The sequence below is a fragment of the Brachybacterium sp. NBEC-018 genome (assembly GCF_024860185.1).
Classification (GTDB): Bacteria; Actinomycetota; Actinomycetes; order Actinomycetales; family Dermabacteraceae; genus Brachybacterium; species Brachybacterium rhamnosum.
The window spans coordinates 1360166-1385025 of record NZ_CP100650.1; the positions used below are offsets into that span (position 1 = coordinate 1360166).

Annotated in this window: 22 protein-coding genes; 9 read left to right on the forward strand and 13 right to left on the reverse strand. The window is 73.6% G+C overall.

The genetic code is table 11. The features are described 5' to 3' along the window. Positions 1 to 19 precede the first annotated feature (19 nt). Positions 20 to 772: a DUF881 domain-containing protein gene (locus NLU66_RS06025; RefSeq protein ID WP_259362040.1), complete on the forward strand. Its 753-nt coding sequence runs from the start codon at positions 20 to 22 to the stop codon at positions 770 to 772. Positions 773 to 838: 66 nt separating this feature from the next. Here NLU66_RS06025 and NLU66_RS06030 read toward each other — a convergent pair whose 3' ends face one another. The 9 genes from NLU66_RS06030 to NLU66_RS06070 form a co-directional block, all read right to left on the reverse strand. Beyond that, complete coding sequence (locus NLU66_RS06030) at positions 839 to 1504, reverse strand: anthranilate synthase component II (protein ID WP_259362041.1); 666 nt, start codon at positions 1502 to 1504, stop codon at positions 839 to 841. Then, positions 1491 to 3683, reverse strand: a complete 2193-nt coding sequence (pknB, locus tag NLU66_RS06035; protein ID WP_323374497.1) for a Stk1 family PASTA domain-containing Ser/Thr kinase — start codon at positions 3681 to 3683, stop codon at positions 1491 to 1493. Before pknB ends, NLU66_RS06030 begins: the two co-directional genes overlap by 14 nt. Then, positions 3680 to 5161: a serine/threonine-protein kinase gene (locus NLU66_RS06040; protein ID WP_259362042.1), complete on the reverse strand. Its 1482-nt coding sequence runs from the start codon at positions 5159 to 5161 to the stop codon at positions 3680 to 3682. The genes pknB and NLU66_RS06040 overlap by 4 nt, the downstream gene beginning before the upstream one ends. After that, positions 5158 to 6603, reverse strand: a complete 1446-nt coding sequence (locus NLU66_RS06045) for a peptidoglycan D,D-transpeptidase FtsI family protein (protein ID WP_259362043.1) — start codon at positions 6601 to 6603, stop codon at positions 5158 to 5160. Before NLU66_RS06045 ends, NLU66_RS06040 begins: the two co-directional genes overlap by 4 nt. Then, a complete protein-coding gene (locus NLU66_RS06050; RefSeq protein ID WP_137769816.1) occupies positions 6600 to 7994 on the reverse strand; it encodes an FtsW/RodA/SpoVE family cell cycle protein in 1395 nt (464 codons plus the stop codon). The genes NLU66_RS06045 and NLU66_RS06050 overlap by 4 nt, the downstream gene beginning before the upstream one ends. 1 nt (position 7995) lies before the next feature. Continuing rightward, complete coding sequence (locus NLU66_RS06055; protein ID WP_137769817.1) at positions 7996 to 9279, reverse strand: PP2C family protein-serine/threonine phosphatase; 1284 nt, start codon at positions 9277 to 9279, stop codon at positions 7996 to 7998. Continuing rightward, positions 9276 to 9788 (reverse strand): FHA domain-containing protein, encoded by a 513-nt coding sequence (locus NLU66_RS06060; RefSeq protein ID WP_259362044.1) that lies wholly within the window; start codon positions 9786 to 9788, stop codon positions 9276 to 9278. Before NLU66_RS06060 ends, NLU66_RS06055 begins: the two co-directional genes overlap by 4 nt. 7 nt (positions 9789 to 9795) lie before the next feature. After that, a complete protein-coding gene (locus NLU66_RS06065; RefSeq protein WP_137769819.1) occupies positions 9796 to 10509 on the reverse strand; it encodes an FhaA domain-containing protein in 714 nt (237 codons plus the stop codon). A gap of 250 nt (positions 10510 to 10759) precedes the next feature. Continuing rightward, the gene (locus tag NLU66_RS06070) at positions 10760 to 11524 is read right to left on the reverse strand and encodes a L,D-transpeptidase family protein (RefSeq protein WP_259362046.1); all 765 of its coding nucleotides are present in this window, start codon (positions 11522 to 11524) and stop codon (positions 10760 to 10762) included. Positions 11525 to 11748: 224 nt separating this feature from the next. On the opposite strand from NLU66_RS06070, the gene NLU66_RS06075 reads away from it, so the two are divergent. Beyond that, positions 11749 to 12591 (forward strand): serine hydrolase domain-containing protein, encoded by an 843-nt coding sequence (locus tag NLU66_RS06075; RefSeq protein WP_259362047.1) that lies wholly within the window; start codon positions 11749 to 11751, stop codon positions 12589 to 12591. Further along, on the forward strand, positions 12588 to 13400 hold the full coding sequence (locus NLU66_RS06080; RefSeq protein WP_259362048.1) for a serine hydrolase domain-containing protein: 813 nt from the start codon (positions 12588 to 12590) through the stop codon (positions 13398 to 13400). The genes NLU66_RS06075 and NLU66_RS06080 overlap by 4 nt, the downstream gene beginning before the upstream one ends. Positions 13401 to 13427: 27 nt before the next feature. Here the strand turns inward: NLU66_RS06080 and folP are convergent, their stop codons facing one another. Continuing rightward, a complete protein-coding gene (gene folP / locus NLU66_RS06085; protein WP_259362049.1) occupies positions 13428 to 14354 on the reverse strand; it encodes a dihydropteroate synthase in 927 nt (308 codons plus the stop codon). A 149-nt stretch (positions 14355 to 14503) separates the two neighbouring features. Between folP and NLU66_RS06090 the strand changes: the two genes are divergently transcribed. After that, positions 14504 to 15652 (forward strand): NAD-dependent epimerase/dehydratase family protein, encoded by a 1149-nt coding sequence (locus NLU66_RS06090; RefSeq protein WP_259362050.1) that lies wholly within the window; start codon positions 14504 to 14506, stop codon positions 15650 to 15652. 10 nt (positions 15653 to 15662) lie between these two features. Next, positions 15663 to 16781, forward strand: a complete 1119-nt coding sequence (locus NLU66_RS06095) for a glycosyltransferase family 4 protein (protein ID WP_259362051.1) — start codon at positions 15663 to 15665, stop codon at positions 16779 to 16781. 24 nt (positions 16782 to 16805) lie between these two features. Here the strand turns inward: NLU66_RS06095 and NLU66_RS06100 are convergent, their stop codons facing one another. From NLU66_RS06100 to NLU66_RS06110, 3 genes are all read right to left on the reverse strand, one after another. After that, complete coding sequence (locus NLU66_RS06100; protein ID WP_259362052.1) at positions 16806 to 17996, reverse strand: RNA polymerase sigma factor; 1191 nt, start codon at positions 17994 to 17996, stop codon at positions 16806 to 16808. Positions 17997 to 18030: 34 nt separating this feature from the next. After that, complete coding sequence (locus tag NLU66_RS06105) at positions 18031 to 18423, reverse strand: YciI family protein (protein WP_259362053.1); 393 nt, start codon at positions 18421 to 18423, stop codon at positions 18031 to 18033. Positions 18424 to 18681: 258 nt separating this feature from the next. Continuing rightward, positions 18682 to 19581, reverse strand: a complete 900-nt coding sequence (locus NLU66_RS06110; RefSeq protein ID WP_259362054.1) for a C40 family peptidase — start codon at positions 19579 to 19581, stop codon at positions 18682 to 18684. Positions 19582 to 20006: 425 nt separating this feature from the next. On the opposite strand from NLU66_RS06110, the gene NLU66_RS06115 reads away from it, so the two are divergent. The 4 genes from NLU66_RS06115 to acs are packed head-to-tail and all read left to right on the forward strand — an operon-like array spanning position 20007 to position 24818. Then, positions 20007 to 20837, forward strand: coding sequence for an ABC transporter ATP-binding protein (locus tag NLU66_RS06115; RefSeq protein WP_259362055.1), 831 nt, complete (start codon positions 20007 to 20009; stop codon positions 20835 to 20837). After that, entirely contained in the window at positions 20834 to 21910 is a 1077-nt protein-coding gene (locus tag NLU66_RS06120; RefSeq protein ID WP_259362056.1) for an aliphatic sulfonate ABC transporter substrate-binding protein, read from the forward strand. Before NLU66_RS06115 ends, NLU66_RS06120 begins: the two co-directional genes overlap by 4 nt. A gap of 50 nt (positions 21911 to 21960) precedes the next feature. After that, the gene (locus NLU66_RS06125; protein WP_259362550.1) at positions 21961 to 22737 is read left to right on the forward strand and encodes an ABC transporter permease; all 777 of its coding nucleotides are present in this window, start codon (positions 21961 to 21963) and stop codon (positions 22735 to 22737) included. Continuing rightward, entirely contained in the window at positions 22734 to 24818 is a 2085-nt protein-coding gene (gene acs / locus NLU66_RS06130) for an acetate--CoA ligase (RefSeq protein WP_259362057.1), read from the forward strand. Before NLU66_RS06125 ends, acs begins: the two co-directional genes overlap by 4 nt. Positions 24819 to 24860: the final 42 nt, after the last annotated feature.

Genomic DNA, 24860 nt, shown 5'->3' on the forward strand with positions numbered 1-24860 from the left:
CGCGACGAGAGGAGGCGGCATGGCGAGCGAGGAGAGCACCCCCGCACCGGACCCGGACGCCCCGCGGCGCCCCTTCGGCGGTCGGATCGGCGTGGCCGTCGTCATGGCGCTGTGCGGCGTGCTGTTCGTGACCACCGCGCGCCTCGCCGGCGGCGACTCCCTGCGCGACGACTCCGGGGACGTCGCCTCCGTGCTCCGCGAGCGGGACCTGGAGATTTCCCGCCTGGGCGACGAGGCGCGCACCAAGCGCGAGGCGATCGACGGCCTCACCGCACAGGGCGCCGACGCCGAGACCGAGGCCCGCACGCAGGTGCTCACCGACGAGGTGGGCCTCAGCGAGGTCTCCGGTCCCGCTCTGCGGATCACCCTCACCGACGCGCCGACGGGCGTGCTCGGCTCGATGGACGGCGTCGAGCCCGACGACCTCGTCGTCCACCAGCAGGACATGGAGTCCTTCATCAACGCGCTCTGGTCCGGCGGCGCCGAGTCGATGATGCTCATGGACCAGCGCGTGGTGGGCGGCAGCGCCTTCCGCTGCGCGGGCAACACGCTCCTGCTCGAGGGCCGGGTCTACTCCCCGCCCTTCGTCATCACCGTGATCGGGCCGACGGACCGCATGCTCGCCGCGCTCGACGCCGATCCCGGCGTGAGCGTCTACCGGGAATGGGTGGACTACGTGGGCCTCGGCGAGAAGATCGAGACGCTGGACACGACGACGCTGCCGGCCTACGACGGCTCGCTCTCCCTCGAGGCCGCGACCACGACGCCCTGAGCGCTGAGTCGCCCTGAGCGCTCGGCGCCGAGACGCCGTGCTGAGCGATCCCGCCGGGCAGAGGGCTCAGGAGGAGGCGAGCAGCGGGGCGAGACCCCGCGAGCGCTCCTCGGCGTCGATCCCGTCGCACATCTCCAGGAAGCGCGCGAGCATGAGGTGCCCGCCCTCGGTGAGCACGGACTCCGGGTGGAACTGCACACCGTGCAGCGGCAGCTCCCGGTGCGAGAGGCCCATGACGACGCCGTCCGCGGTGCGGGCGGTGACCTCGAGGACCTCCGGCACCGACTCCGGCAGCACCGTCAGCGAGTGGTAGCGGGTCACCGTCAGCGGGCTCGGCTCCCCGGCGAACACGCCGCGGCCCTCGTGCTCGATGACGCTCGTGCGCCCGTGCATGAGCTGCTCCGCGTGCGCGACCGTCCCGCCGAAGTGCTCGCCGAGCGCCTGATGGCCCAGGCACACCCCGAGCATCGGGACCTCCTGCTCGGCGCAGCGGCCGATCACGTCGAGGGAGCGGCCCGCGGTGCCGGGGTTCCCGGGACCGGGGGAGACGAGGACGCCGTCGAAGCCGGTGAGGTCCACGGCGCCGTCGGCCGTCTCCGGGACGGCGTCGTTGCGCACCACGGTGCACACCGCGCCCATCTGCTCGAGGTAGCCGACGATCGTGAAGACGAAGCTGTCGTAGTTGTCGATCACCAGCACGCGTGCGCCGCGACCGGGCTCAGCCGTTGCCATTGCCGTTGTTCCCGTTCCCATTGCCGTTCCCGTTGCCGTTCGAGGTGGTGGTGGGCGCCTCGGTGGTCGTCGGGTCCTCCGTCGTCGGCTCCTCCGTGGTCGGGGCCTCCGTCGTGGGGGCCTCGGTCGTCGGCTCCTCCGTGGTGGGGGTCGGCGTCGGGGTCGCCTCCGGGCCCGTCGAGACGATCACCGTGATCGTCGAGCCCGCGTCGACCTTCTCGTCGGCCTGCGGATCCGTGCGGATCACGCTGCCCTCGTCGATCGAGTCGGAGGACTCCGTGTCCCCCCGCTCCACGCCGAAGCCCGCGTCCTCGAGGATCGTCTTGGCGTCCTCGTAGGAGCGGCCCGTGACGTTCGGGACCGCGACCGGCCCGGGGGCCGTGGCGATCGTCAGCTGGATCGTCGCGCCGATCTTCGCCGAGGAGTCCTTCGGCGGGGTCTGGTCCGTGACCGTGCCGGCCGTCGCGTCCGAGGACTCCGCCTCGGTCGTCTCGACCTGGAAGCCGATGTCCTCGAGGCGCTTGGTCGCCTCCTCCTCGGTGAGGCCCTCGACGCTCGGCACCGTGTAGCTGCCGGTCGCGACCCACACCTGGATCTCGTCGCCGGGCGTCGCGGAGGAGCCCGCCTGCGGGCTCGAGCGGGTGACCGTGCCGGCCTCCGCCTTCACGGCGTCCTCCTCGCCCGCGACGGTCATCGTCAGCCCGACCTCCTCGAGGGCCGCGCGCGCGTCGTCGCTCGACTTCCCCGTGAGGTCCGGGACGTCCACGGGGGCGGGGCCGGAGGAGACCACGACGTTCACCGTGGAGCCCTTCGTGACCTCCTGGCCGGCGCCCGGGTCCGAGGAGATGACGGTGTCCTCGTCGACGTCGGCGGAGGCCTCCTGGGTGTACTTCCCCTTCAGGCCCGCGTCCTCCAGGCTCTGCGCCGCCTCGTCCTGGGACTGTCCCTGGAGGGTCGGCACGGCGACGGTGGCGGAGGCCTGCTGCGCCCACGGCTGCCAGAACCACAGCAGCACGCCGAGCACCGCGAGCACGGCGAGGACCACGAGCGCGATCAGCCACCACGGCTTGCGGCGCTCGTCCTCCTGGACCTCGTCCGCCGAGCGGGGCGTCACCTGCCCCGTGGCCGGACCGGCCGCGGCACCCGCCGCGCCCGCACCGGCGAGGGCGGCCCCGGCGGGGACCGCGGCATGGGCGGCGGTCACCGCGGGCAGCGCCTCGGTCTCGTCGCCGACGGGCCCGAGGACCGTGGTCGCCGGGGTGTCGTCCCCGGGGCCGGTCGCCGCGCCCACCGGGACGGCGCCGTCCACGAGCTTCGGCTCACGGCCGGCGACGGCCGCGGCGATGTCCCGCGAGAGCGCGACCGCGCTCGGGTAGCGCTGCTCGCGGTCCTTCGTGAGGCCCGTGAGGATCACGGCGTCCAGCGCCGGGGTGATGCTCGGGTTGATCGCCGACGGCGCCACCGGGTGCTCGCGCACGTGCTGGTAGGCGATCGAGACGGGGGTGTCCCCCGTGAAGGGCGGGCGGCCCGTGAGCATCTCGTAGAAGACGCACGAGGCGGAGTAGATGTCCGAGCGGGCGTCGACCAGCTGGCCGCGCGCCTGCTCGGGGGAGAGGTACTGGGCGGTGCCCATGACGGCCTGGGTCGCGGTCATCGCGCTCGTGGCGTCCGCGACGGCGCGCGCGATGCCGAAGTCCATGACCTTCACGGTGCCCGCGTCGGTGATCATGACGTTGCCGGGCTTGATGTCGCGGTGCACGATCCCCGAGCGGTGCGAGTACTCCAGCGCGCTCAGCAGCGCCGCCATGATCTCGCCCGCGCGGTGCGGGTCCATGGGGTGCTCGGGATCGATGTGCTCGCGCAGCGTGGTGCCCCGCACGTACTCCATGACGATGTACGGGATCGTCACCTCGGCGCCCGTGACCGTGGTGTGGTGCTCCTCGCCGGTGTCGTACACGGCGACGATCGAGGGATGGTTCAGCGCGGCGGCGCTCTGCGCCTCACGGCGGAAGCGCTCCTGGAAGGAGTCGTCGCGCGCGAGGTCCGAGCGCAGCACCTTCACCGCGACGGTGCGGTGCAGGCGCTGATCCTCCGCCAGGAAGACCTCCGCCATGCCCCCCTGGCCGAGGATCCGCCCGAGGGAGTAACGGCCCCCCAGAACCAGACTCTCTCCGCTCACTCCACACCCGTCCTCGTGCCGTGGCCGCTGCGGGCCGATCGTTCCATCGTAGTGCGTGAGCGCTCCGCCCCCGGCCTGTTCAGGCCCGGTGCGAGCAGGCCCACTGCGGCGCCCTGCGCCGCCCCCGCGGCGGAGACCGGCAGCCAGCCCATGCCGCCCGCGACAGCGGCCAGCACCACGACGAGCAGGATGAGCAGCAGCACGAAGCCCGGCAGGGACATGCCCATGACCTTGCGGCCCGTGACCGAGCCGCGGCTCGTGCGCTCCGTGCGGTCGGTGCGCTCGCGCCGACCCGCCTGGTCCGGACCGGTGCCGGCGCCCGGCCGGCCGGCCCCTGCCGCCGGAGCGGCCGGGGACGGGGAGCCCGCGGAGCGCAGGGCCGGCGCCGAGCTCGCCGAGGAGGCGGACAGCGCCGACGGCCCCGAGGCGCCCGAGCGGTGGCGGATCCCGCGGCCGCGGCCCGAGAGCGGCAGCGGCATCGCGGCGGTGCGGGTGGGCCCTGTCGCCTGAGGTCCCGTCCCCGGGGAGCCCGCGGGCGAGGCGGCCGAGCCGCTGCGACCGCGCGCCGCGGCGCCGGTCGGGTTCTCGCCCGTCCAGTCGTGGTCCTCGACATGGGTCACCGGGATCGCGCCGGTCGTGAAGCGGGGCTCCTCGCCGCGCTGGATCGCCTCGAGGATCCGGGCGACGGCCGCCGCCGAGCGGGGCCGGTTCGCGGGGGCCTTCGCGAGGCACATCATCACCAGGCGGCGCAGGTCCGGGTGGATCCCCGAGGGGAGCTCCGGCGGCTGCTTCTTCACCTGGGCCATCGCGATCTCCACCTGGCTCGAGCCGGTGAAGGGGCGATGGCCCACGAGCATCTCGTAGGCGACGATGCCGAGCGCGTAGATGTCGGAGAGCGAGGTGGCCTGCTTGCCCATCGCCTGCTCCGGGGAGAGGTACTGGGCGGTCCCCATGACCAGGCCCGTCTTCGTCAGCCGCGCCTGGTCCGAGCTGCGGGCGATGCCGAAGTCCGTGATCTTCATGGACCAGTCGTTCTTCTCGTCCACGAGCACGTTCTCGGGCTTCACGTCACGGTGCACCACGCCCTTGGAGTGGGCGGCGTCGAGCGCCCGGGCGAGATCGATGAGCACCGGGATGATCCGCCGCTCGGGGAGCCCGCCGGGGTTCTCCTCGATGATGTCGGAGAGCGGCCGGCCGGGGCAGAGCTCCATGACGATGTACGCGCGGCCCTCGAGCTCGCCGTAGTCGTACAGCGCGGCGATCGCGTCGTGCGAGAGCGCGGCGGTGTGCCGCGCCTCCGCGCGGAAGCGCTTGAGGAAGCCCTCGTCGAAGGCGTACTCCTCGCGCAGCACCTTGATCGCGACCTCGCGGTCGAGCTCGGTGTCCACACCCCGCCACACCTGGCCCATGCCGCCGGTGGCGATCAGGCTCCTCAGCTCGTACCGTCCCTCGAGCACCAGTCCCGCTTCGGTCCTCATGGCTGGATCACCGCCTCCATCACGTCACGGGCGATCGGCGCGGCGGTCCGCGAGCCGTAGCCGCCCTCCTCGACCACCACGGCCACCGCGACCTTCCTGTCGTCCTGCTGCGCGTATCCCACGAACCACGAATGGGCGGTGCGGCCGTCGCCCCACTCGGCGGTGCCGGTCTTGCCGCCCACCTCGGCGCCGTCGATCTGGGCGGCGGTGCCCGTGCCCTCGCTCACCACACCCTCCATCATCTGCCGCATGAGCGCGGCGTTCGAGGCGCTCAGCGGCCGGCCCAGCTCCTTGGGCGTGAGCTCGGAGATCGTGGAGAGGTCCGAGGTGCTGACCTTCTGCACGAGCTGCGGCTGCATGACCGCGCCGTCGTTCGCCATCGCGGAGGCCACCATGGCCATCTGCAGCGGCGTCACGCGGTCCTCGTACTGGCCGATCGACGTCGTCGCGAGCTGCGAGGCGTCGAGGTCCTCCCCGATCGTCGAGGGGGTCACCGAGAGCGGGATCGAGAGCTTCTGCCCGAAGCCGAACTCCTCGGCCGTGGTGCGCAGCTGGTCCTCGCCGACCTCCTGGCCCAGCAGGGCGAAGGAGGTGTTGCACGACTGCTCGAGCGCCGCCTGCAGCGTCGAGGAGTCGTCCGGCCCGCAGGCCTCGGTGCCGCCGCCCGCGTGGTTGTTCATCACGGAGCTGGACTGGGGGAGCGTGTAGGTGCCCGGGCCGGGGATCTGCGTCTCCGGCGTGTAGCCGCCGGACTCGAGCGCCGCCGCGGCCGTGACGAGCTTGAAGGAGGAGCCCGGCGGGTAGAGGTCGCCCGCGATCGCCCGGTTGGTGAGCGGGCGATCGGGGTCGTCGTTGAGCTCCGACCAGGCCGCCTGCACGTCCTTCGTGCTGTGCGAGGCGAGGTCGTTGGGGTCGTAGCTGGGGGCGGAGACCATGGCGAGCACGGCGCCCGTCTCCGGGTCCAGCGCGACCGCCGCGCCCTTCTTGCCGTCGAGGGCGTCGTAGGCGGCCTCCTGGGCCTTCGCGTCGATCGTGAGCTCGACCGTCGCGCCCTGCCCCTGCTTGCCGGAGAGGATGTCGGAGATGCGCTGGTAGAACAGGGCGTCCGCGTCCCCGGAGAGGGTGTCGTTCAGGGCCCGCTCGAGGCCCGAGAAGCCGTAGACCACCGAGTAGTAGCCCGTGACCGGGGCGTACATCGCCCCCGGGTCGTAGCTGCGCAGGTAGCCGTAGGAGTCGTCCGAGCGCGCGGAGGAGGCGATCGCCGTGCCGTCCACGACGATCGGCCCGCGGTGGCGGCCGAACTCGTTGTAGATCGTGCGGACGTTGCGGCCGTCGGCGTTCAGGCGGCCCTGGGCGACCACCTGGAAGTAGGTGGTGGAGGTGAACAGCAGCACGAAGAGCACGCTGACCACGAGCCAGAGATGGCGCAGGGGACGGTTCATGCGATCGCCTCCGCGGGGGAGCCGCCGGCCGGGGCCGGGGAGGGGGCGCCCGGCACCTGTCGCGCGGCCGGGCGGCGCGCGGCGTCGGAGAGCCGCACGAGGATCCCGGCGATGATCCAGTTGCACACGAGCGAGCTGCCGCCCGCGGCGAGGAAGGGGAGGGTGAGTCCCGTGAGCGGGATGACCCGGGTGACGCCGCCGATGACGACGAACACCTGCAGCGCGATGACGAAGCCGAGGCCCGCGGCGAGCAGCGTGCCGAAGCCGTCGGAGATGCCGACGGCGGCGCGGAAGGCGCGCTCGACGAGCAGCAGGTAGAGCAGCAGCAGGGCGAAGGCGCCCACGAGGCCCAGCTCCTCCGCGAGCGCGGAGAAGATGAAGTCCGACTCCGCGAAGGGCACCACGTTCGGACGGCCCTCGCCGAGGCCGGCGCCCGTGATGCCGCCGTTGGCGAGGCCGAACAGGCCCGCGTTGATCTGGCCGCAGCGGTCGAAGTTCTCGCTCGAGAGCGGGTCCAGCCAGCAGGTCAGGCGCGTGCGCACATGGCTCATCTGGGTCGCGGCGATGACCGCCGGCGGCAGGAACAGGACCGCGCCGATGACGAGCCAGGAGAGGCGGTCCGTCGCGACGTAGAGCATCGCCACGAACAGGCCGAAGAACATGATCGAGGTGCCGAGGTCCGTCTCGAACACGAGGACCGCCATGGCGAAGGCCCAGGCCACGAGGATCGGGCCGAAGTCCGCCCAGCGGGGGAGCCGGATGCCGAGCACCTTGGGCCCCGCGAGCGCGAGCGTGTCGCGGCGCGAGACGAGGTACCCGGCGAAGAACACGGCGAAGCAGATCTTCGCGAGCTCCGCGGGCTGGAAGCTGTTGCCGGCGATCGAGATCCAGATCTTCGAGCCGTAGCGCGAAGACCCCAGGCCCGGGACGAGCGGGGTCAGCAGCAGCACCGCACCGGTCACGGCCGCGATCCAGGTGTAGCGGCGCAGCCAGCGATGGTCCCGCAGGGCCACGAGCAGCGCGGCGCACAGGATCACGCCGAGGCCCGCCCAGAGCATCTGACGGTCCGCGACGGCGCTGCTGCGGTCCTGGTAGAGGATGCGCGCGGAGTCCACGCTCGCGATCACCGCGATGCCCAGCAGGTTCAGCAGCACGACGAGCGGCAGGATCACCGGGTCCGCGTACGGCGCCCGCCACATGACCACGGCCTGCAGCACGACGGCGACCACGAGGGCGCCGACGGCGTGCTCGACCAGGCCCGGGGGCAGCTCGTCGAAGCGGCCCAGCCAGACGAGCGCGTAGGCGGTCACGCCGATCGCGACGGCGGCCAGCAGCAGCAGCGCCTGGGTGATGCGCCGCGGCCGTGCGGTGTAGGAGACGATCGTGGCCATGTCAGCCGGCCTCGCCGGAGTCGCTGCCGTCGGAGGGCGAGCCGGTGCCCTGCGGGTCCACGGGGATGTCCGTGATCGCCGACTGCTCGAGTCGGCCCACGATCTGCTCGGCGGCGTCGCGGTTCGCGGCGGTGATCGTCGCCTCGACCTGCTGGCGGGTCACCTCGGGGAGGTCCGCCATGGCGACGTCGGTGACCTCGACCTCGGAGGACAGCGAGATCGGGCCGAGGTCCTGGGAGAGGCCCTGGTAGACGACGACGTGCGTGCCGTCGGAGCCCACGTAGTACTGCCGCTGGCTCCACGCGTACCCGGCCCACAGGGCGCCGGCGAGCAGCGCGACCAGCAGGGCGACGGCGACGAGCACGGGCCATGGGCTGCGCCGCGGGGGCTCGTCCTCCGCGAAGTCCTCGTCGGCGTAGGGGAACTCGGGTTCGTCCCGCGTGAGCGCGGCGGCCTTCGCGGCCGGGCCGGAGGCGGTCGTGGGGGCGTGGCGGGTGCGCGCGGCGGAGCCCACGATCTGCGGGGTCGTCGAGGGCGCCTCCTCGCCGCGGGGGAGGTCGTCGAGGTCGAGGACGTCCGCGATGATGCAGGTGATGTTGTCCGGGCCGCCGCCCTTGAGGGCGAGCTGGATCAGGGCGTCCGCGCACTCGCCCGGGTCCTCGATCTCCTGCAGGGTCGCGTCGATCGTGTCGAGGGAGACGAGCCCCGAGAGGCCGTCGGAGCACAGCATCCAGCGATCGCCCACGTGGGCGGGGCGCAGGGAGAGGTCCAGCTCCGGGTCGGCGTCGACGTCGCCGAGCACGCGCATGAGCACGGAGCGCTGGGGGTGGCGCTCGGCCTCCTCCTCGGTGAGGCGGCCCTCGTCGAGGAGACGCTGGACGAAGGTGTGGTCCTTGGTGACCTGCGTGGTCTCGCCCTCGCGCAGCAGATAGGCGCGCGAGTCGCCGATGTGGGCGAGCGCGAAGCGGCCCTCGAGCCGCAGCAGGGCGGTGATCGTGGTGCCGAGGCCGGCGAGCTGCGGCTCGTCCCGGGCGCGGCGCAGGATCTCCTGGTTCGCCTCGAGGACGGACTCCTCGAGGGTCGCGACGATGTCCGAGGCGGGGGTGTCCGCGTCGAGGCGGGCGAGGTGGCCGATCGCGACGGAGGAGGCGACGTCGCCGCCGGCGTGGCCGCCCATGCCGTCGGCGACCACGAGGAGGTGGCTGCCGGCGTATCCCGAGTCCTGGTTGTTCGAGCGGACCAGGCCCACGTCCGAGCGTGCGGCGTAGCGGAGGGCGATGGTCATCGGGGGCCTCGTCTCAGTTCGATCTCGGTGCGGCCGATGCGCACCTGGGCGCCGGGCCGGAACGGCACCGAGCCCTCGATGCGGCGGCCGGACACGAGGGTGCCGTTGGTCGAGCCGAGGTCCTCGACCACCCATTCGTCGTCCCGCTGGAACACGCGCGCGTGGCGGTTGGAGGCGTAGTCGTCGTCGAGGACGAGCGTGCACTCGGGCGCGCGGCCGATGAGGATCGGGGTCGAGCCGAGGGTCAGCGACGTGCCGCGCAGCGGGCCGGCGGTCACGACGAGCGTCGTCGCGGTCACGGCGGGATCGGTGCGCGTGGCGCCGCCGCCCGCGGTGGGCGGTGCGCCCGCCGCGGAGGGCCGCTGCTCACGGCGCGGGTCCTTGCTCGAGCGGGTCACGACGGTGGTGCCGAAGAGGTCCCCGCGCAGCACGATCACGACCGCGATGACGAAGAGCCACAGGGCCAGCACGAAGCCGAGCCGCAGGGCGACGATGGTCAGTTCGCTCATGCGTCGCTCACCAGCTCTCCGGCGCGCCGGCCGGGAGCAGGACGGTGAGCCGGGTGCGTCCGATCTTGACCAGCGAGCGGTCGTGCAGGACCACGGGTGTGCGGATGCGCTCGCCGTCCACGTGGGTGCCGTTGGTCGAGCCGAGGTCGGTGACGACGAGCGTGCCGTCGGCCTCCGTGCGCAGCTCGATGTGGTGCCGGGACACGCCCGTGTCCTCGAGGATAATGTCGGCGTCCCCGCCGCGGCCGATCACCGTCACGGGACCGGTGAGCAGGTACTGCTGGCCGTCGATCTCGACGATCGGGTGGCCGCCGGCGCCCGCGCGGCCGGCCGCCGTGGCCGGCGCGACGCTGCCGCGTTCGGTGCGGGACTCGGTCTCGAAGCGGCCGGGACGCACGTCGTCGTCCTGCGCGAGGTCGACGTGGACGGGGCCGACGAACATGTAGCGCTGCTTCTCGGCGTGCTCCATGAGCACGCGCACGAGCTCCTCGACGAGGGTGTCCTGCCACGAGGAGAAGCGCTCGAAGTCCTGGCTGTGCAGGTAGACGGTGTAGGCGTTCGGCGCGAGGGTGCGCACGCGGTCCATGACCTGGATCTGGTCGTCGCACTCGCGCTTGAGCCCCTGGGCGAGGTCCAGCGGCTTGAGCTGTCCGCGCCCGGGGGAGAACACGCTCGTCACCCCGCGGTCGAGCCCGCGCTCGATCCGGTCCAAGATCCCCACGGTGAACCCTCGCTGTCCTCGTGCCATCGGTGCTCCGCCGGCCCGTGCCGCGCGGGGCTGTTCGCCCCCCGATCGTAGCGTGCAGGTGGGGGCGCGGAGCGGGGGCCGCGCGGCAGGACGGCGAGGGAATCGTGCAGGCCTCGTGAAGGAGGGGCCGCATGGAGGAGGAGCCCCGCCGTGCGGCGGGGCTCCTCCGGGGGTCCCTCGGCCCGGACTGCCGGGGAAGGGGCGAGGGACGGTCGTGGCGCTGTCAGCGCACGAGGACGCGGCGGTCCTTGACGATCCAGTTCTCCCGCCACAGCAGATCCGTGGCGGCGGTCGAGATGCGGGCGCAGCCGTGCGAGGCGGGGTAGGGCGGGATCGAGGTGGATCCGTGGATGGCCCAGCCGCGGTCGTAGTAGCCGGGGCGGTAGAGGCGGCCCAGGGAGCCCGTCTGCCAGCCGGCGCTGTCGAGGCGGTACATGCGGAAGCTGCCCTTGGGCGTCGTCGCCGTCTTCCAGCGGCCGCCGGAGTAGTAGCGCTCGCCGCTGCCGGTGGATGTGTTGAAGGTCCACTTCACACGGCCCCCGGTGTAGCAGATGAGGATCTGCCGCGTGAGGTCGATGTCGAAGGAGGAGCCGCTCGTGACGGCGCTCCTCGGCTTCTTCTTCGCGGCGATCGCGGCCTGGGTCTTCGCGCCGACGACGCCGTCCTTGCTGAGGCCGGCGACCTTCTGGATCGCGTAGACGGCCTGCTCGGTGACGTGGCCGAAGCTGCCGTCCGCCGTGCCGCACCAGTAGCCGAGGGCGTTCAGGTTCTTCTGGAGCGTGGTGACGGCGGAGCCGCGGGAGCCCTTCTTGAGCACCGGGGCGGCGAGCGCCGTGCCGGTGCCGAGGGTGAGGCCCGCGCCGAGGGTGCCGACGCCGAGCAGGATCAGCCCGCGGCGCGACGTGGCGGGGAGCTGGTCGACCGGCGGGGCCGGGTCGGACTCCGACGGCAGCGGCCGCGCGGAGAGATGGATGAGCGGACGGTTCATGATGGTCTTCCCCCTGTGACGCCAGTATTGCCGGGGTCGCCCGGGATCTCCGGGCCCCTGGGACATCATGCACGAGTCGCACTCGGGTCAACAAGGGGTAAAGAGTTCCCGGTCAGCAGGTTTCTGGTCAGTAGTCGAGAATCGACCAGGTGCGGGGCGCTGTCGGCCCCGGGTCACGATTCGGCCACCCCTCGTCCCGGAGGGCGCTGTGCGATCATCGCCCGGTGGAGAACGTCGCGCCCCCGCCCCCCGAGCCGCTGCCCGCCCCGCACGAGCTCGGGCTGAGCGACGCCGACGCCGTGCTGCGCACGGAGGGCGACCCCGGCCGGGTCCGCCCCCTCGCGAGCGTCTCCAAGCCGATCACCGCGCTCGCCGCGCTCGTCGCCGTGGACCGGGCGCTGATCGACCTCGAGGACGCCGTGGACCGCGAGAGCGTCCCCGCGGGCGCGACCGTGCGCCACCTCCTCGCCCACACCGCCGGCCTCCCCTTCGAGGGCGCCGAGGCGATCGCCGAGCCCGGCACCCGCCGCATCTACTCCAACGCCGGCTTCGAGGTGCTCGGCGCGGTCCTCGAGGACGCCACCGGTCACGACCTCCCCGACTGGGTCGAGCAGACCGTCCTCGCGCCGCTGGGCCTCGTCGACCTCGAGGTGGACGGCTCCCCGGCCGCCGGCTACCGGGGAAGCGTGCGCGACCTGCTCGCCGTGGGCCGCGAGCTGCTCGCCCCCACGCTCCTGCCCGAGGACCTCCACCGGGAGGCGACGACCGTGCAGTTCCCCGGGCTCGACGGCATCCTCCCCGGCTACGGCCGCCAGCGCCCCAACGACTGGGGCCTCGGGTTCGAGATCCGCGGGAGCAAGCACCCGCACTGGACCGGCTCCCGCAGCAGCGCGCGGACCTTCGGCCACTTCGGCCAGTCCGGCTCCTTCCTCTGGGTGGACCCCGAGGCGGGCCTCACCGCCGCCTACCTCGGCGCGGAGCCCTTCGGCCCCGCCCACGTCGCCGCCTGGCCCGGCCTGACCGACGCCCTGCTCGCGGACGCCCTGCCCGGGGAGAGCCGACCGTGAGCACCGCGCTCGACCTCCTCGACGACCTCGGCTTCGAGGCCGCCGCGATCGTCATCGGCCCGGAGGGGGTGCGCGCCGCCCGCGGCGACCTCGACCTCGTGCGTCCCTGGCGCTCCGTGACCAAGACCGTCACCGGCACCGCCTGCGCGATCGCCCTCCAGGAGGGGCGCGCGGACCTCGAGGACCCGGCCGGCCCGCCCGGCTCCACCCTGCGCCACCTGCTCGCGCACGCCTCCGGCTACTTCTACGAGTCGGACTCGACGCTGCAGGCGCCCGGGCTGCGCCGCCACTACTCGAACTACGGGATCGACGAGGCGGCCCGCCACGTCGAGCGCGCCGTCGGCCGCGACTTCGGCGACTGGGTGCAGGAGCGGGTCGCGGACCCCCTCGGCATGACCGGCCTCGACTGGACCGGCTCCGCCTCCGTGGGCGCCCACGGCGCGCTCACGGACCTCGCCCTGCTCGCGGGGGAGCTGCTGCGGCCCACCCTGCTCGAGGCGCCGTGGATGCGCGAGCTGACCACCCCCCAGCTGCCCGAGCTCGTGGGCATCATGCCGGGCTTCGGCAAGCAGGACCCGAACCCCTTCGGCCTCGGCATCGAGGTGCGCGGTCACAAGTCCCCGCACTGGACCGGGAGCGGGAACTCCCCGGAGACCTTCGGTCACTTCGGCATGCGCGGCACCGCCTTCTGGGTGGACCCCGTCGCGGACCTCGCGCTCGTGGTCGGCACCTCGCACGACTTCTGCGACGCCCACCGCGAGGTCATGCCGCGACTGGCCGACGCCGTGCTCGACGAGCACCGACGCTGACGCCGGCCGCCGACGCCGCCGTCGGCCTCACACGTTGTGCACGAGCGGGCCCTCCGGGTCCCGCCACCCCCGGATCACCTCGAGCATCCGCACCAGGCGCACCGTCTCCGCGACGTCGTGCACCCGCAGCAGCCGGGCGCCGCGCTCGATGACCCAGGCGGCGGAGGCGAGCGATCCCTCGAGGCGCTCGGCCGCCGGGAGGCCCAGCGACTCCCCGATGACGTCCTTGCGCGAGAGCGCCGCGAGCACGGGATGGCCGAGATCGGCGAAGCGCTCCCAGCCGCGCAGCACTTCGAGGGTCTGCACGGTGGACTTGTTGAGGTCCGGGCCGGGGTCCACGACGATCTGCTCCGGGGCGATGCCCGCCGCGAGGGCCTGCTCCACGCGCACCGCGAGGAACTCCCGCACCTCGGCGACGACGTCCCCGTACACGGGGTGCGGGTGCGCCCGGCGGGGCTCGGCGAGCGAGTGGGTGATGACGAGGGAGGCGCCGGTGCGGGCCACGAGGCCGACGAGGCGCGGATCCGAGAGTCCCGTCGTGTCGTTGATGAGATCGGCGCCCACGGCGATCGCGGCCTCCGCGACGTCGGCGTGGAAGGTGTCCACGGAGAGCAGCACGTGGGGCAGCTCGCGGCGCAGGCGCTCGAGGACGGGGACCACGCGGTCGATCTCCTCGGCCACCGGGACCGGCTCGCCGGGCGCGAACTTCACGCCGCCCACGTCCACGAGGTCCGCCCCCGCCGCGCCCGCCGCGAGGCCCGCCGCGACCGCCTTCTCGAGGGAATCGGTGCGGCCCTGGTCGAAGAAGGAGTCCGGGGTGCGGTTGACGATGCCCATGACGAGCACCCGGCGATCCGTGGGCGGCAGCGGCCGCGGGCGGAGGGGGCCGGGGAGGCCGGCGGTCGGCGCGGGCGCCTGCACGACGGTGACATCGGGGCGTCGGTCCTGGGTCATCGGTCATTCCTCTGCTGTTCATGACGGCGGGAGTCCGTCTTTGACGGCCTGTCGCCCTGCATTACGTTAAGAGCGGACGCTCTGATCCTCGATCCGGCCGAGGGCGTCCCCGCGAACGCCGGGAACCGACCTATCGGAGGTATCGAACCATGAAGATCGTCGTCGCCGGCGGAGACGGATTCTGCGGCTGGCCCACCGCCCTCTACCTCTCGCAGAAGGGCCACGAGGTCACGATCGTCGACAATCTGGTGCGCCGCGAGATCGACGAGGAGCTCGGCTCGAACTCCGTGACCCCCATCCTCCCCCTCGAGGAGCGCGTGCAGGTCTGGAAGGAGGTCTCCGGGAAGGACATCGCCGTCGTCATCGGCGACCTCACCGACTACGAGACCGTCTCGCACCTGTTCGAGGACCTCCAGCCGGAGGCCTTCGTGCACTTCGCGGAGCACCGCAGCGCCCCCTACTCGATGATCGACCGCGAGCACGCGATCGAGAACCACCGCAACAACGTCGAGGGCACCCTCAACGTCCTGTGGGCGATCAAGGACCACGCGCCGGACTGCCACCTCGTCAAGCTCGGCACCATGGGCGAGTACGGCCAGCCGAACATCGACATCGAGGAGGGCTGGATCGAGATCGAGCACAAGGGCCGCAAGGACCGCCTCCCGTTCCCCAAGGCCCCCGGCTCCTTCTACCACCTCACGAAGGTGCACGACAGCGACAACATCATGTTCGCGTGCCGCGTCTGGGGCGTCCGCGCGACGGACCTCAACCAGGGCGTCGTCTACGGCCTCGAGACCGACGAGACCCGCCTCGACCCGCGCCTCGTGAACCGGTTCGACTACGACGCCGTGTTCGGCACCGCCCTGAACCGCTTCATCATCCAGGCGGCGATCGGCCACGACCTCACGGTCTACGGCAACGGCTCGCAGACCCGCGGCTACCTCGACATCCAGGACACCGTGCGCTGCATCGAGCTGGCCTGCCTGAACCCCGCCGACCGCGGCGAGTTCCGCGTCTACAACCAGTTCACCGAGCAGTTCTCCGTGCTCGAGCTCGCGCAGAAGGTCCAGAAGGTCGCCCGCGATCTCGGGATGCAGGCGGAGATCGCGAACACCGAGAACCCGCGCGTGGAGAAGTACGACCACTACTACAAGGCGGTCAACACGAACCTCCTGGACCTGGGCCTGGAGCCGCACCTGCTGACCGACGAGCACCTCGCCGAGGTCCTGAAGGTCGCCCAGCAGAACACCGAGCGCGTCAAGCGCGAGCTCGTCATGCCCACCGTCACCTGGAAGTGACGACCGCCCGGTGAGGATCGCGATCGTCACGGAGACCTTCCTGCCCTCCGTGGACGGCGTGGTGACGAGGCTGCGCCACGCCGTCGAGCGCTACGTGGACCTCGGTCACGAGGTCATGGTCATCGCGCCGGACCTCGGCGTGACCGAGCACCACGGGGCCCGGGTGGTGGGCGTGCGGCCGGTGACGCTGCCGTTCTACAAGCATCGGCGCTTCACCCTGCCGAGCCCCAACGTGGACGGCATCATCCGGGGCTTCCACCCGGACGTCGTCCACGCCGCCCAGCCGATCCTGCTCGCCTCCTCGGGGGCCTTCGCCGCGCACCGCCAGCGGATCCCGCTGGTCGCGAGCTACCACACCCACATCCCGCGCTACCTGGACCTCTACCGGGCGTGGCGGTGGGGCAAGCCCGCCGTGTGGTGGCAGATCCGGCGCAATCACGCCCTCGCGGACGTCAACATCGCGACCTCGGAGACGATGCGCGCCGAGCTCGCCGAGCACGGCATCGAGAACCTCCACGTGGTCCGACGGGGCGTGGACACCCACACCTTCCACCCCTCCTTCGCGAGCACCGCGATGCGCGAGCGGCTCACGCAGGGGCATCCGGAGAAGAAGCTCCTGGTGTTCGTGGGCCGCCTCGCCGCGGAGAAGGAGATCCACCGGCTGCGGCCGATGATGGACCGCCGCGACGACGTGGCCCTCGCGATCGTGGGCGACGGGCCGTTCCGCGGGGAGCTCGAGCAGCTCTTCCGCGGCACCTCGACCGTCTTCCCCGGCTTCATGGAAGGGGAGGAGCTCGCGAGCGCCTTCGCGAGCGCCGACGCCTTCGTGTTCCCCTCCGTCACCGAGACCCTCGGGCTCGTCATCCTCGAGGGCATGGCCTCCGGGCTCCCGGTGGTCGCCGCCCGCTCCGGCCCCACCCTCGAGCAGGTGACCGACGGCGTGGACGGGCTGCTCTTCGACTCCGGCGACGAGGCCTCCCTCGACGCCGCCCTCGAGCGGCTCGGGGACGGCGAGCTGCGCACGCGGATCCGCGCCGCGGCCCGCGCCGAGGCGGAGAAGTACTCCTGGGAGGCGGCGTCGGACGACCTCCTGCGCTACTACGAGATGGCGATCGCGCAGCACGGCTGAACAGGCGGGGTCACCCCGGCCGGGTCACACCGGCCGGATCGCGCCGGCGAGGCGGTGCAGGTAGCGCTGCTCGGGCAGGCTGCGCGTGCCCTCGGCGGCGCGGAGGAAGGCCTCCCGGGCCTCGTCGGCCCGGCCGAGCCGGCTCAGGAGGTGGCCGGCGACGGCCTGACGCCGGTGGCTCGACGCGGGGAGCCGGTCGAGGATCTCGAGACCGGCCTCCGGCCCTGAGACCTCGGCGGTCGCCACGGCGAGGCCCAGCGTGACCGACGGCGCCGGCTCCACGGCATCGAGCATCCCGTAGAGCACGAGGATCTGCTCCCAGTCGGTGTCCTCCATGGTGGCGGCCTCCGCATGGACCGCGGCGATCGCGGCCTGCAGCTGGAACGGTCCCACGGGCCCCACCAGCAGCGCCGCCTCGATCAGCGCGATGCCCTCGGCGATCAGGGGAGGGCTCCAGCGCGACCGGTCCTGCTCGGCGAGCGGGACGATCTCCCCGTCGGCGTCCAGGCGCGCGGGGGCGCGGGCATGGGTGAGCAGGAGCAGGGCGAGCAGTCCCGCGTTCTCCGGGTCCGAGGGCGCGAGTCGGTGGATCCTCCGGGCGAGGTCCAGCGCCGCCGCGGCGAGCAGCGGATCCGTGCCGCGCACCCGCTCGGTGAGGGCGTGGTCCTGGGCGTAGACGGCCGCGACGGCATGGCGCACCGCGTGCAGACGGGCGGGGAGGTCCGCGGCGGTCGGCGCCTCGAACCGGGCCCCCTGATCGGCCAGGGTGCGCTTGGCGCGGCTGATGCGCTGCCCCATCGTGCGCTCCTCCACGAAGAAGCACTGCGCGATCTGGGCCGTGGTGAGCCCGCCGACGGCGCGCAGCATGAGCGCCACCTGCGAGGCCGTGGTCAGCGCCGGGTGCGCGCAGAGCATCAGCAGCACGAGGGTGTCGTCGGGCTCGACGGGGTCCGACGGATCCGACGCCCTCCCGGGCTCGCGCGCCGCCGCCCGCTCCTCCCGGTCGCGCCGGGCGGCGTCGGCACGGAGGAGGTCCACCGCGCGGCGCGAGGCGACGCGCGTCAGCCAGGCGGCGGGATTCCTCGGCGTCCCCTCGCGGGGCCACTGCTCGGCGGCCGCGACGAGCGCGAGCTGGACGGCGTCCTCGCAGGTCGTGAAGTCCCCGTGGCGGCGCAGCAGCGTGGAGAGGACGTGCGGCGCCTCGCGGCGCCACACGTCCTCCCACCCGGGACCGCCCGGGTCGGGCCGCTCAGGAGACGTCGGGCTCGCCGCTCATGACGGGGCGGAGCTCGATCGTCTCGCCCCGTGCCCCGAAGATCCCGGCGATCTCCTCGGCCCGCTCGGCGGTGTCGACGTCGATGAGGAAGAACCCGGCGAGGTGCTCCTTGCCCTCGGCGTACGGACCGTCGACGGCGACCTTGCGATCGCCCTCCCAGCGCAGCAGGCGGGAGCTGGACGGTGCGGCGAGGGCCTCGGCGTGGACGAGCTCGCCGCGCTCGGTGATCGCGGCGAGGCCCTCGTCGAACGCCCTGCTCCCCGCCTCGCGCTCCTCCCGGGGGAGCGCCTGGTGCTCGGGCAGGAAGTCCGGCGTGGGATGCCCCCAGGGCTGCGGGTTCGAGTGGATGAGGATGACGTACTTCATGACTGCTCCTTCGTGGCCTGCGCGGCTGACCGGTCGGGGCGACCGGTCTCGTGCGCGGCGGTGGCGCGGTGCGCCTCCGCCGTCCTGCACCCACACGTCGGAGCTGCGGGCGAGTTCTCGACATGGTCGCACCGGCGACGCCGGACCACGCGCCGGACGGCCGATGTCGCCGCCCGGGAGACGCCGAGGCCCGGCCCCGCAGGGTGCGGGACCGGGCCTCGGTGCCGGGCTCAGGGGAGAGCCGGGCCGGGAGCAGGATCAGCGGAAGGTGACGAACCCGGTGGGGTTGCCCCAGATCTCGCGCTCGACGACCTGCTGCTTGGAGCCGGAGGCGTCGATGATCTCGCCGTCGCCCGCGTAGATCGCGACGTGGCCGGGCCAGGTGACGAGGTCGCCGGGCTGCGCCTCGGACTCGGAGATGCTGCGGCCCTGGTCGGCCAGCTGGCCGGCGGTGCGGGGCACGTCGATGCCCGCGGCCTGGTAGGCGTAGTTCACGAGGCCGGAGCAGTCCATGCCGCCGAGCGAGGAGCCGCCCCAGGAGTAGGGGGTGCCGATCGCGGAGCGGGCGGCGTCGACGATCGTCGAGCCGCTCCCGCTCGAGTCCGAGGAGCTCGACGGCACGGCGGTCGCGCCGGCCGGGGTGCCGTTCGTGGAGCCCGAGTCGGAGTCGGAACCGGAATCGGCGGAGCCGTCGTCGAGCGCGGCCCGGGTGTCGGCGCCCACGACGCCGTCGGTCGCGATGCCGGCCTCGGACTGGAGGTCGATGACCGCGGCGCGGGTCATGGAGCCGAAGAAGCCGGTCTCGGGGAGGTCGGCGCCCTGCGCGTTGAGGGCCTCCTGGAGGTCCTCCACGGCCCGGCCCGAGTCGCCCCGGCGGAGGGTGTCGGTGGACGCCGCGTCGGAGGCCTGCTCGGCGGACTCGGCGGACTCGTCGGAGCCGGAGGCCTGGGCGGGGGCGGAGGTCGCGGTGACCGCGGCCTCGTCGGAGCCCGCGAGCGCGGAGTCGTCGGCCAGCGCGGCGGTGCCGCCGGCGAAGGCGGTGCCGACGAGGACGGTGCCGAGCACGGCGCTGCCGCCGATCGCGTGCGCCGCACGGCGGGAGGCGGTGAGCGGGGTGACGGCGCGGCCGGCGGCGCGGTGGGTGTTCTGGAGCGTCATGGGGGTGGTGATTCCTTCGTGGCGATGCTGTGGGTCTCTCGCGTCCCTCGACGCGATGCTCGCTCCGGTCACGGGCGACATGCGGTGACGTCGAGGGCGGGGCCCGGGCGTCCGGGGAGCGGTCATCCACGCTAGGAGCCGTGCCGGCGGACCTGAAGCGCGTTGAACGAGCCGCATCGTGCCGTTGAACGGGATTTGACCCGCGGAAGGCTCCATTGACGCGGCGGTGGTCCGGCTTGACCTCCCGGCATGGCGTGCGCCATACGGGGCGGCGTCAGGGCGGTGGGGGCAGGGGGAGAGGAGCGTCCCCGCCGTGTGACGGGCGCCGCACGACCGTCACCCTCACGTCACCTTCGTACGGGGCATATGACGGCTGATGACATGGCGGTGGATCGCTCCGGCCATGCGCCGTCATGATCGGCCACATGACCGCACCCGCTCCCGCCTCTGCCCCGACCCGGGACCCGGGCCCGGACGCCCGGCCCGCCCGCGGCGTGCGCCTGGACGGCGTCGCCCGCGGCTTCGACGGCCCCCAGGGCCGCCACGAGGTGCTGCGCGCCCTCGACCTCGAGCTCGCCCCCGGGGGCATCCACGCCGTCATCGGTCCCTCCGGCTGCGGCAAGTCGACCCTGCTGCGCCTCGTCGCCGGCCTCGACAGCCCGAGCGCCGGGCGCCTCACGACCCCCGGTGCCGAGCGCACCGCCGTCGCCTTCCAGGAGCCGCGTCTCCTGCCCTGGCGCACCCTCGAGGCGAACGTCGCCCTCGGCCTGCCCCGCGGCACCGCCCGCGGCGAGGGCCGCGACCGCGTGCGCCGGCTGCTGCAGCTCGTGGGACTCGAGCACGCCGCCGGCCAGCGGCCCCGCGAGGTCTCCGGCGGCATGGCCCAGCGCGCCTCTCTCGCCCGGGCGCTCGCCCGCGGTCCCGAGGTGCTCCTGCTCGACGAGCCCTTCGGCGCGCTCGACGCCCTCACCCGGCTGCGCATGCAGGACCTCCTGCTCGAGATCCACGCCGCGGAGCCCACCACGGTGCTCGTCGTGACCCACGACGTCGAGGAGGCCCTCTACCTCGCCGACCAGGTCCTCCTGCTGCGCAGCCTGCGCGGCGCAGAGGCCGGCGCCGCCTCCCTCGCCCGCCGGATCGACGTGCCCGGCGCCCGCCCCCGCGACCGCACCGACCCCGCCCTCGCCCAGCTGCGCGCCGAGCTCCTCGAGGGCCTCGGCGTGCCCACCCACCACCACACCGAGGATCCCCGATGACCCCCACCGCCCCCTCCTCCCGCACCCCGTTCCCCCGCCGCGGCCTGCTCGCCGCGGGCGCCCTCGCCGCGCCGCTCGCCCTCGCCGGCTGCGTGGCCGGGGAGAACGCCGACGCGGACGCCGCCGGCTCCGGCGGATCCGACGGCGGCTCCTGGTCCACCGCGACCCTCACGATCGACTTCGCGACCTACAACCCGCTCAGCCTCGTCGTCCGCGACCAGCAGCTGATCGAGAAGGCGCTCGGCGACGGCGTGGAGGTCACCTGGGTGCAGTCCGCCGGCTCCAACAAGGCCAACGAGCTGCTGCGCTCCGGCTCCGCCGACGTCGCCTCTACCGCCGGCTCCGCGGCCCTGCTCGCCCGCGCGAACGGCTCCCCGATCAAGGTCATCGACATCTACTCCCAGCCCGAGTGGTCCGCGCTCGTGGTGCGCGGGGACAGCGACGTCACCGGCCCCGCGGACCTCGCCGGCCGGCCCGTCGCCGCGACCCCCGGCACCGACCCGTACTTCTTCCTCGTGCAGGCGCTCGCCGAGGCCGGCCTGGAGGTCAAGGACGTCGAGGTGCAGGCCCTCCAGCACGCCGACGGCCGCTCCGCGCTGGACGGCGGCTCCGTGGACGCCTGGTCCGGGCTGGACCCGATCATGGGCGCGGCCGAGGTCGAGTCCGGGGACGTGCTCGTCTACCGCAACGTCGACTTCAACACCTACGGCTTCCTCAACGCGACCGAGCAGTTCATCACCGAGCACGCGGACGTCGCCCAGGTCGTCGTCGACGCCTACGAGCAGGCCCGCGCCTGGGCCCTCGAGAACCTCGAGGGGACCGCCTCGCTGCTCGCCGAGGTCGCCGGCATCGCCCCCGAGGTCGCCACCACCGTCATCACCGAGCGCTCGAACCTCGACGTCTCCGGCGTGCCCGGCGACGACCAGACCGCCGTGCTCGAGCGGATCTCGCCCGTCCTCGCCGACTCCGGCGACGTCGCCGGCGGGGCCGACGCCGTCGCCGCGGCCCTCTCCTCGATCGTCCACGCGGACTTCGCCGAGGCGGCGGCCGCGGCAGCGGGGTCCGGGAAGTGAGCGCGGAGCTCCTGACCGGGCAGTCCGTCGACGCCTCCCGCAGCACGCCGCTGCTCGCGGCGCGGCCGCTCACGCAGCGGCGCGGGGTGCGGCTCGCGCTCGGCGCGCTGCTGCCGCTCGTCATCCTCGTGGCCTGGCAGGTCGTCACCTCCACCGGCCTCGTGCCCGCCTACCGCCTGCCCGAGCCGCTGAGCGTGCTCACGGCCGCGGGGCAGCTCGCCGAGGGCGGCGACCTCTGGCTGCACGTGGCGATCTCCGTGCAGCGTGTGCTCATCGGCTTCGCGATCGGTGCGACCGTCGGCCTCGCGCTCGCCGCGGTCGTCGGGCTGAGCCGCCTCGGCGACGCCCTGCTCGCCCCCACCCTCGCGGCGCTGCGCACCGTCCCCTCGCTCGCCTGGGTGCCGCTGCTCATCCTGTGGATGCAGATCGGGGAGAGCTCGAAGATCACGCTCATCGCGATCGGCGCCTTCTTCCCTGTGCTCACCACCGTCTCCTCCGCGCTGCGCCACGTGGACCCGCAGCTCGTGGAGGCCGGCCGCGCCTTCGGGCTGCGCGGCTGGTCCCTGCTGCGCACCGTGCAGCTGCCCGCGGTGGTGCCCGCCGTCGTCTCCGGCCTGCGCCTCGCCCTCGCCCAGGCCTGGCTGTTCCTCGTCGCCGCGGAGCTCATCGCCTCCTCGATGGGCCTCGGCTTCCTGCTCAACGACTCCCAGCAGAACGGTCGCGTGGACCGGATCCTGCTGGCCATCGTCCTGCTCGCCCTGCTGGGCAGCCTGACCAACGCCCTGCTGGGCGTCGCCGAGAAGCACCTGCTGAGGAGGTGGGCATGACCACCACGAACCCCACGACCGCCGCGAGCCCCACGACCACTGCCGCCCCGCAGGTGGACGAGTCCCGCCTGGTCGAGACCCGCAGCTACCCGGCCCCCGCGGCCGCCGCCGCGCGGGCGAACGTCGGCCCCGAGGAGCACGCCCGGGCCGCCGCCGACCCGCTCGCCTTCTGGGAGGAGGCCGCGCGCCGCCTCGACTGGGCCGAGCCCTGGCACACCGTGCTCGACTGGCAGGGCCCCGTCCCGGACCCCGCCACCGGCGAGGTGCCGGTGCCCCGCGCCCGCTGGTTCGACGGCGGCCGGCTCAATGTCGCCGAGAACTGCGTGGACCGCCACGTGCGCGCCGGCCGCGGCGAGAAGGTCGCCCTGTTCTTCGAGGGCGAACCGGGGGACCGCGAGGCCGTCACCTACGCGGGCCTCCAGGCCCGCGTCTCCCGCGCCGCGAACGCCCTGACCGCGCTCGGCATCGGTCCCGGCGACCGGGTCGTCGTCTACCTCCCCGTGCTCGTCGAGACCGTCGTCATCGCGCTGGCCTGCGCCCGGATCGGCGCGGTGCACTCGCTCGTCTTCGGCGGCTTCAGCGCCGAGGCCGTGCGATTCCGCCTCGAGGACACCGGCGCGAAGCTCCTCGTCACCTCCGACGGCCAGTTCCGCCGCGGCCAGGCCGTCGAGGTGAAGAGCCAGGCCGACGTCGCCGCCGCCGGCCTCCCCGCCCTCGAGCACGTGCTCGTGGTGCGCCGCACCGGCCAGGACGTCCCCTGGACCGCGGGTCGCGACGTGTGGTGGCACGAGAGCGTGGACATCGCGAGCGAGATCCACGAGCCGCAGCCCTTCGACGCCGAGCACCCGCTGTTCATCATCTACACCTCCGGCACCACCGGGAAGCCCAAGGGCCTCGTCCACAGCTCCGGCGGCTACCTCACCCACGCCGCCTGGTCCCACTGGGCCGTCTTCGACGCCGAGGAGGAGGACGTCCACTGGTGCACGGCGGACCTCGCCTGGGTCACCGCCCACACCTACGAGATCTACGGGCCGCTCAGCAACGGCCTCACCCAGGTCATCTACGAGGGCACGCCCGGCGAGCCGCACCGCGAGCGCCACCTCGAGATCATCGAGCGCTACGGCGTCACCGTCTACTACACGGCCCCCACCCTCATCCGCACCTTCATGACCTGGTTCGGGGAGGAGCTCCCCGCGGGCCACGACCTCTCCACGCTGCGCCTGCTGGGCACCGTCGGCGAGGCGATCAACCCCGAGGCCTGGGTCTGGTTCCACCGCACCTTCGGCCGCGGCGAGCTGCCCATCGTCGACACCTGGTGGCAGTCGGAGACCGGCGCGGCGATGATCGCGCCGCTGCCCGGCGTGACGACCCTCAAGCCCGGCTCCGCGACCCGGCCGCTGCCGGGGATCGACGCCGCCGTCGTCGACGAGGCGGGGGAGGAGCTGCCCGCCGGCCGCTCCGGCACCCTCGTGGTGCGCCGCCCCTGGCCCGGCATGGCCCGCACCGTCTGGGGCGACCCCGAGCGCTATCGCGACTCCTACTGGAAGGCCTACGCCGGCCGCGGCGAGCACGGCGGCTTCTACGTCGCCGGGGACTCCGCGACCGTGGACGCCGACGGCTGCGTCTGGATCCTGGGCCGCCTCGACGACGTCGTCAACGTCTCCGGGCACCGGCTCTCCACCATCGAGATCGAGTCCGCGCTGGTCGCCGAGCCCTCCGTCACCGAGGCCGGCGCCGCCGGGATCGACGACCCCCTCACCGGCCAGGCCGTCGCGGTGTTCGTCATCGCGAGCGGCCGCGCCGAGGTGGACGCCGCCGCCCTGCGCGAACGGGTCGCCCGGGAGATCGGGCCGATCGCCAAGCCCCGCCACGTGCTGGACGTCCCGGACCTGCCCCGCACCCGCTCCGGCAAGATCATGCGACGCCTGCTCGCCCAGCTCGTCCACGCCGAGCGCGACCGCCGCGCCGGCCGGGAGCCCTCCCCGCTGGGCGACGTGACGAGCCTGCAGAACCCCGAGGCCGTCGACGCCGTCGCCGCGCGGATCGCCGCCCTGCCCGTCGGCCACCCGGCCGTGTCCTGACCAGAGCCGTCCTGACCCGGCCCGACCAGCATCGACCCCCAG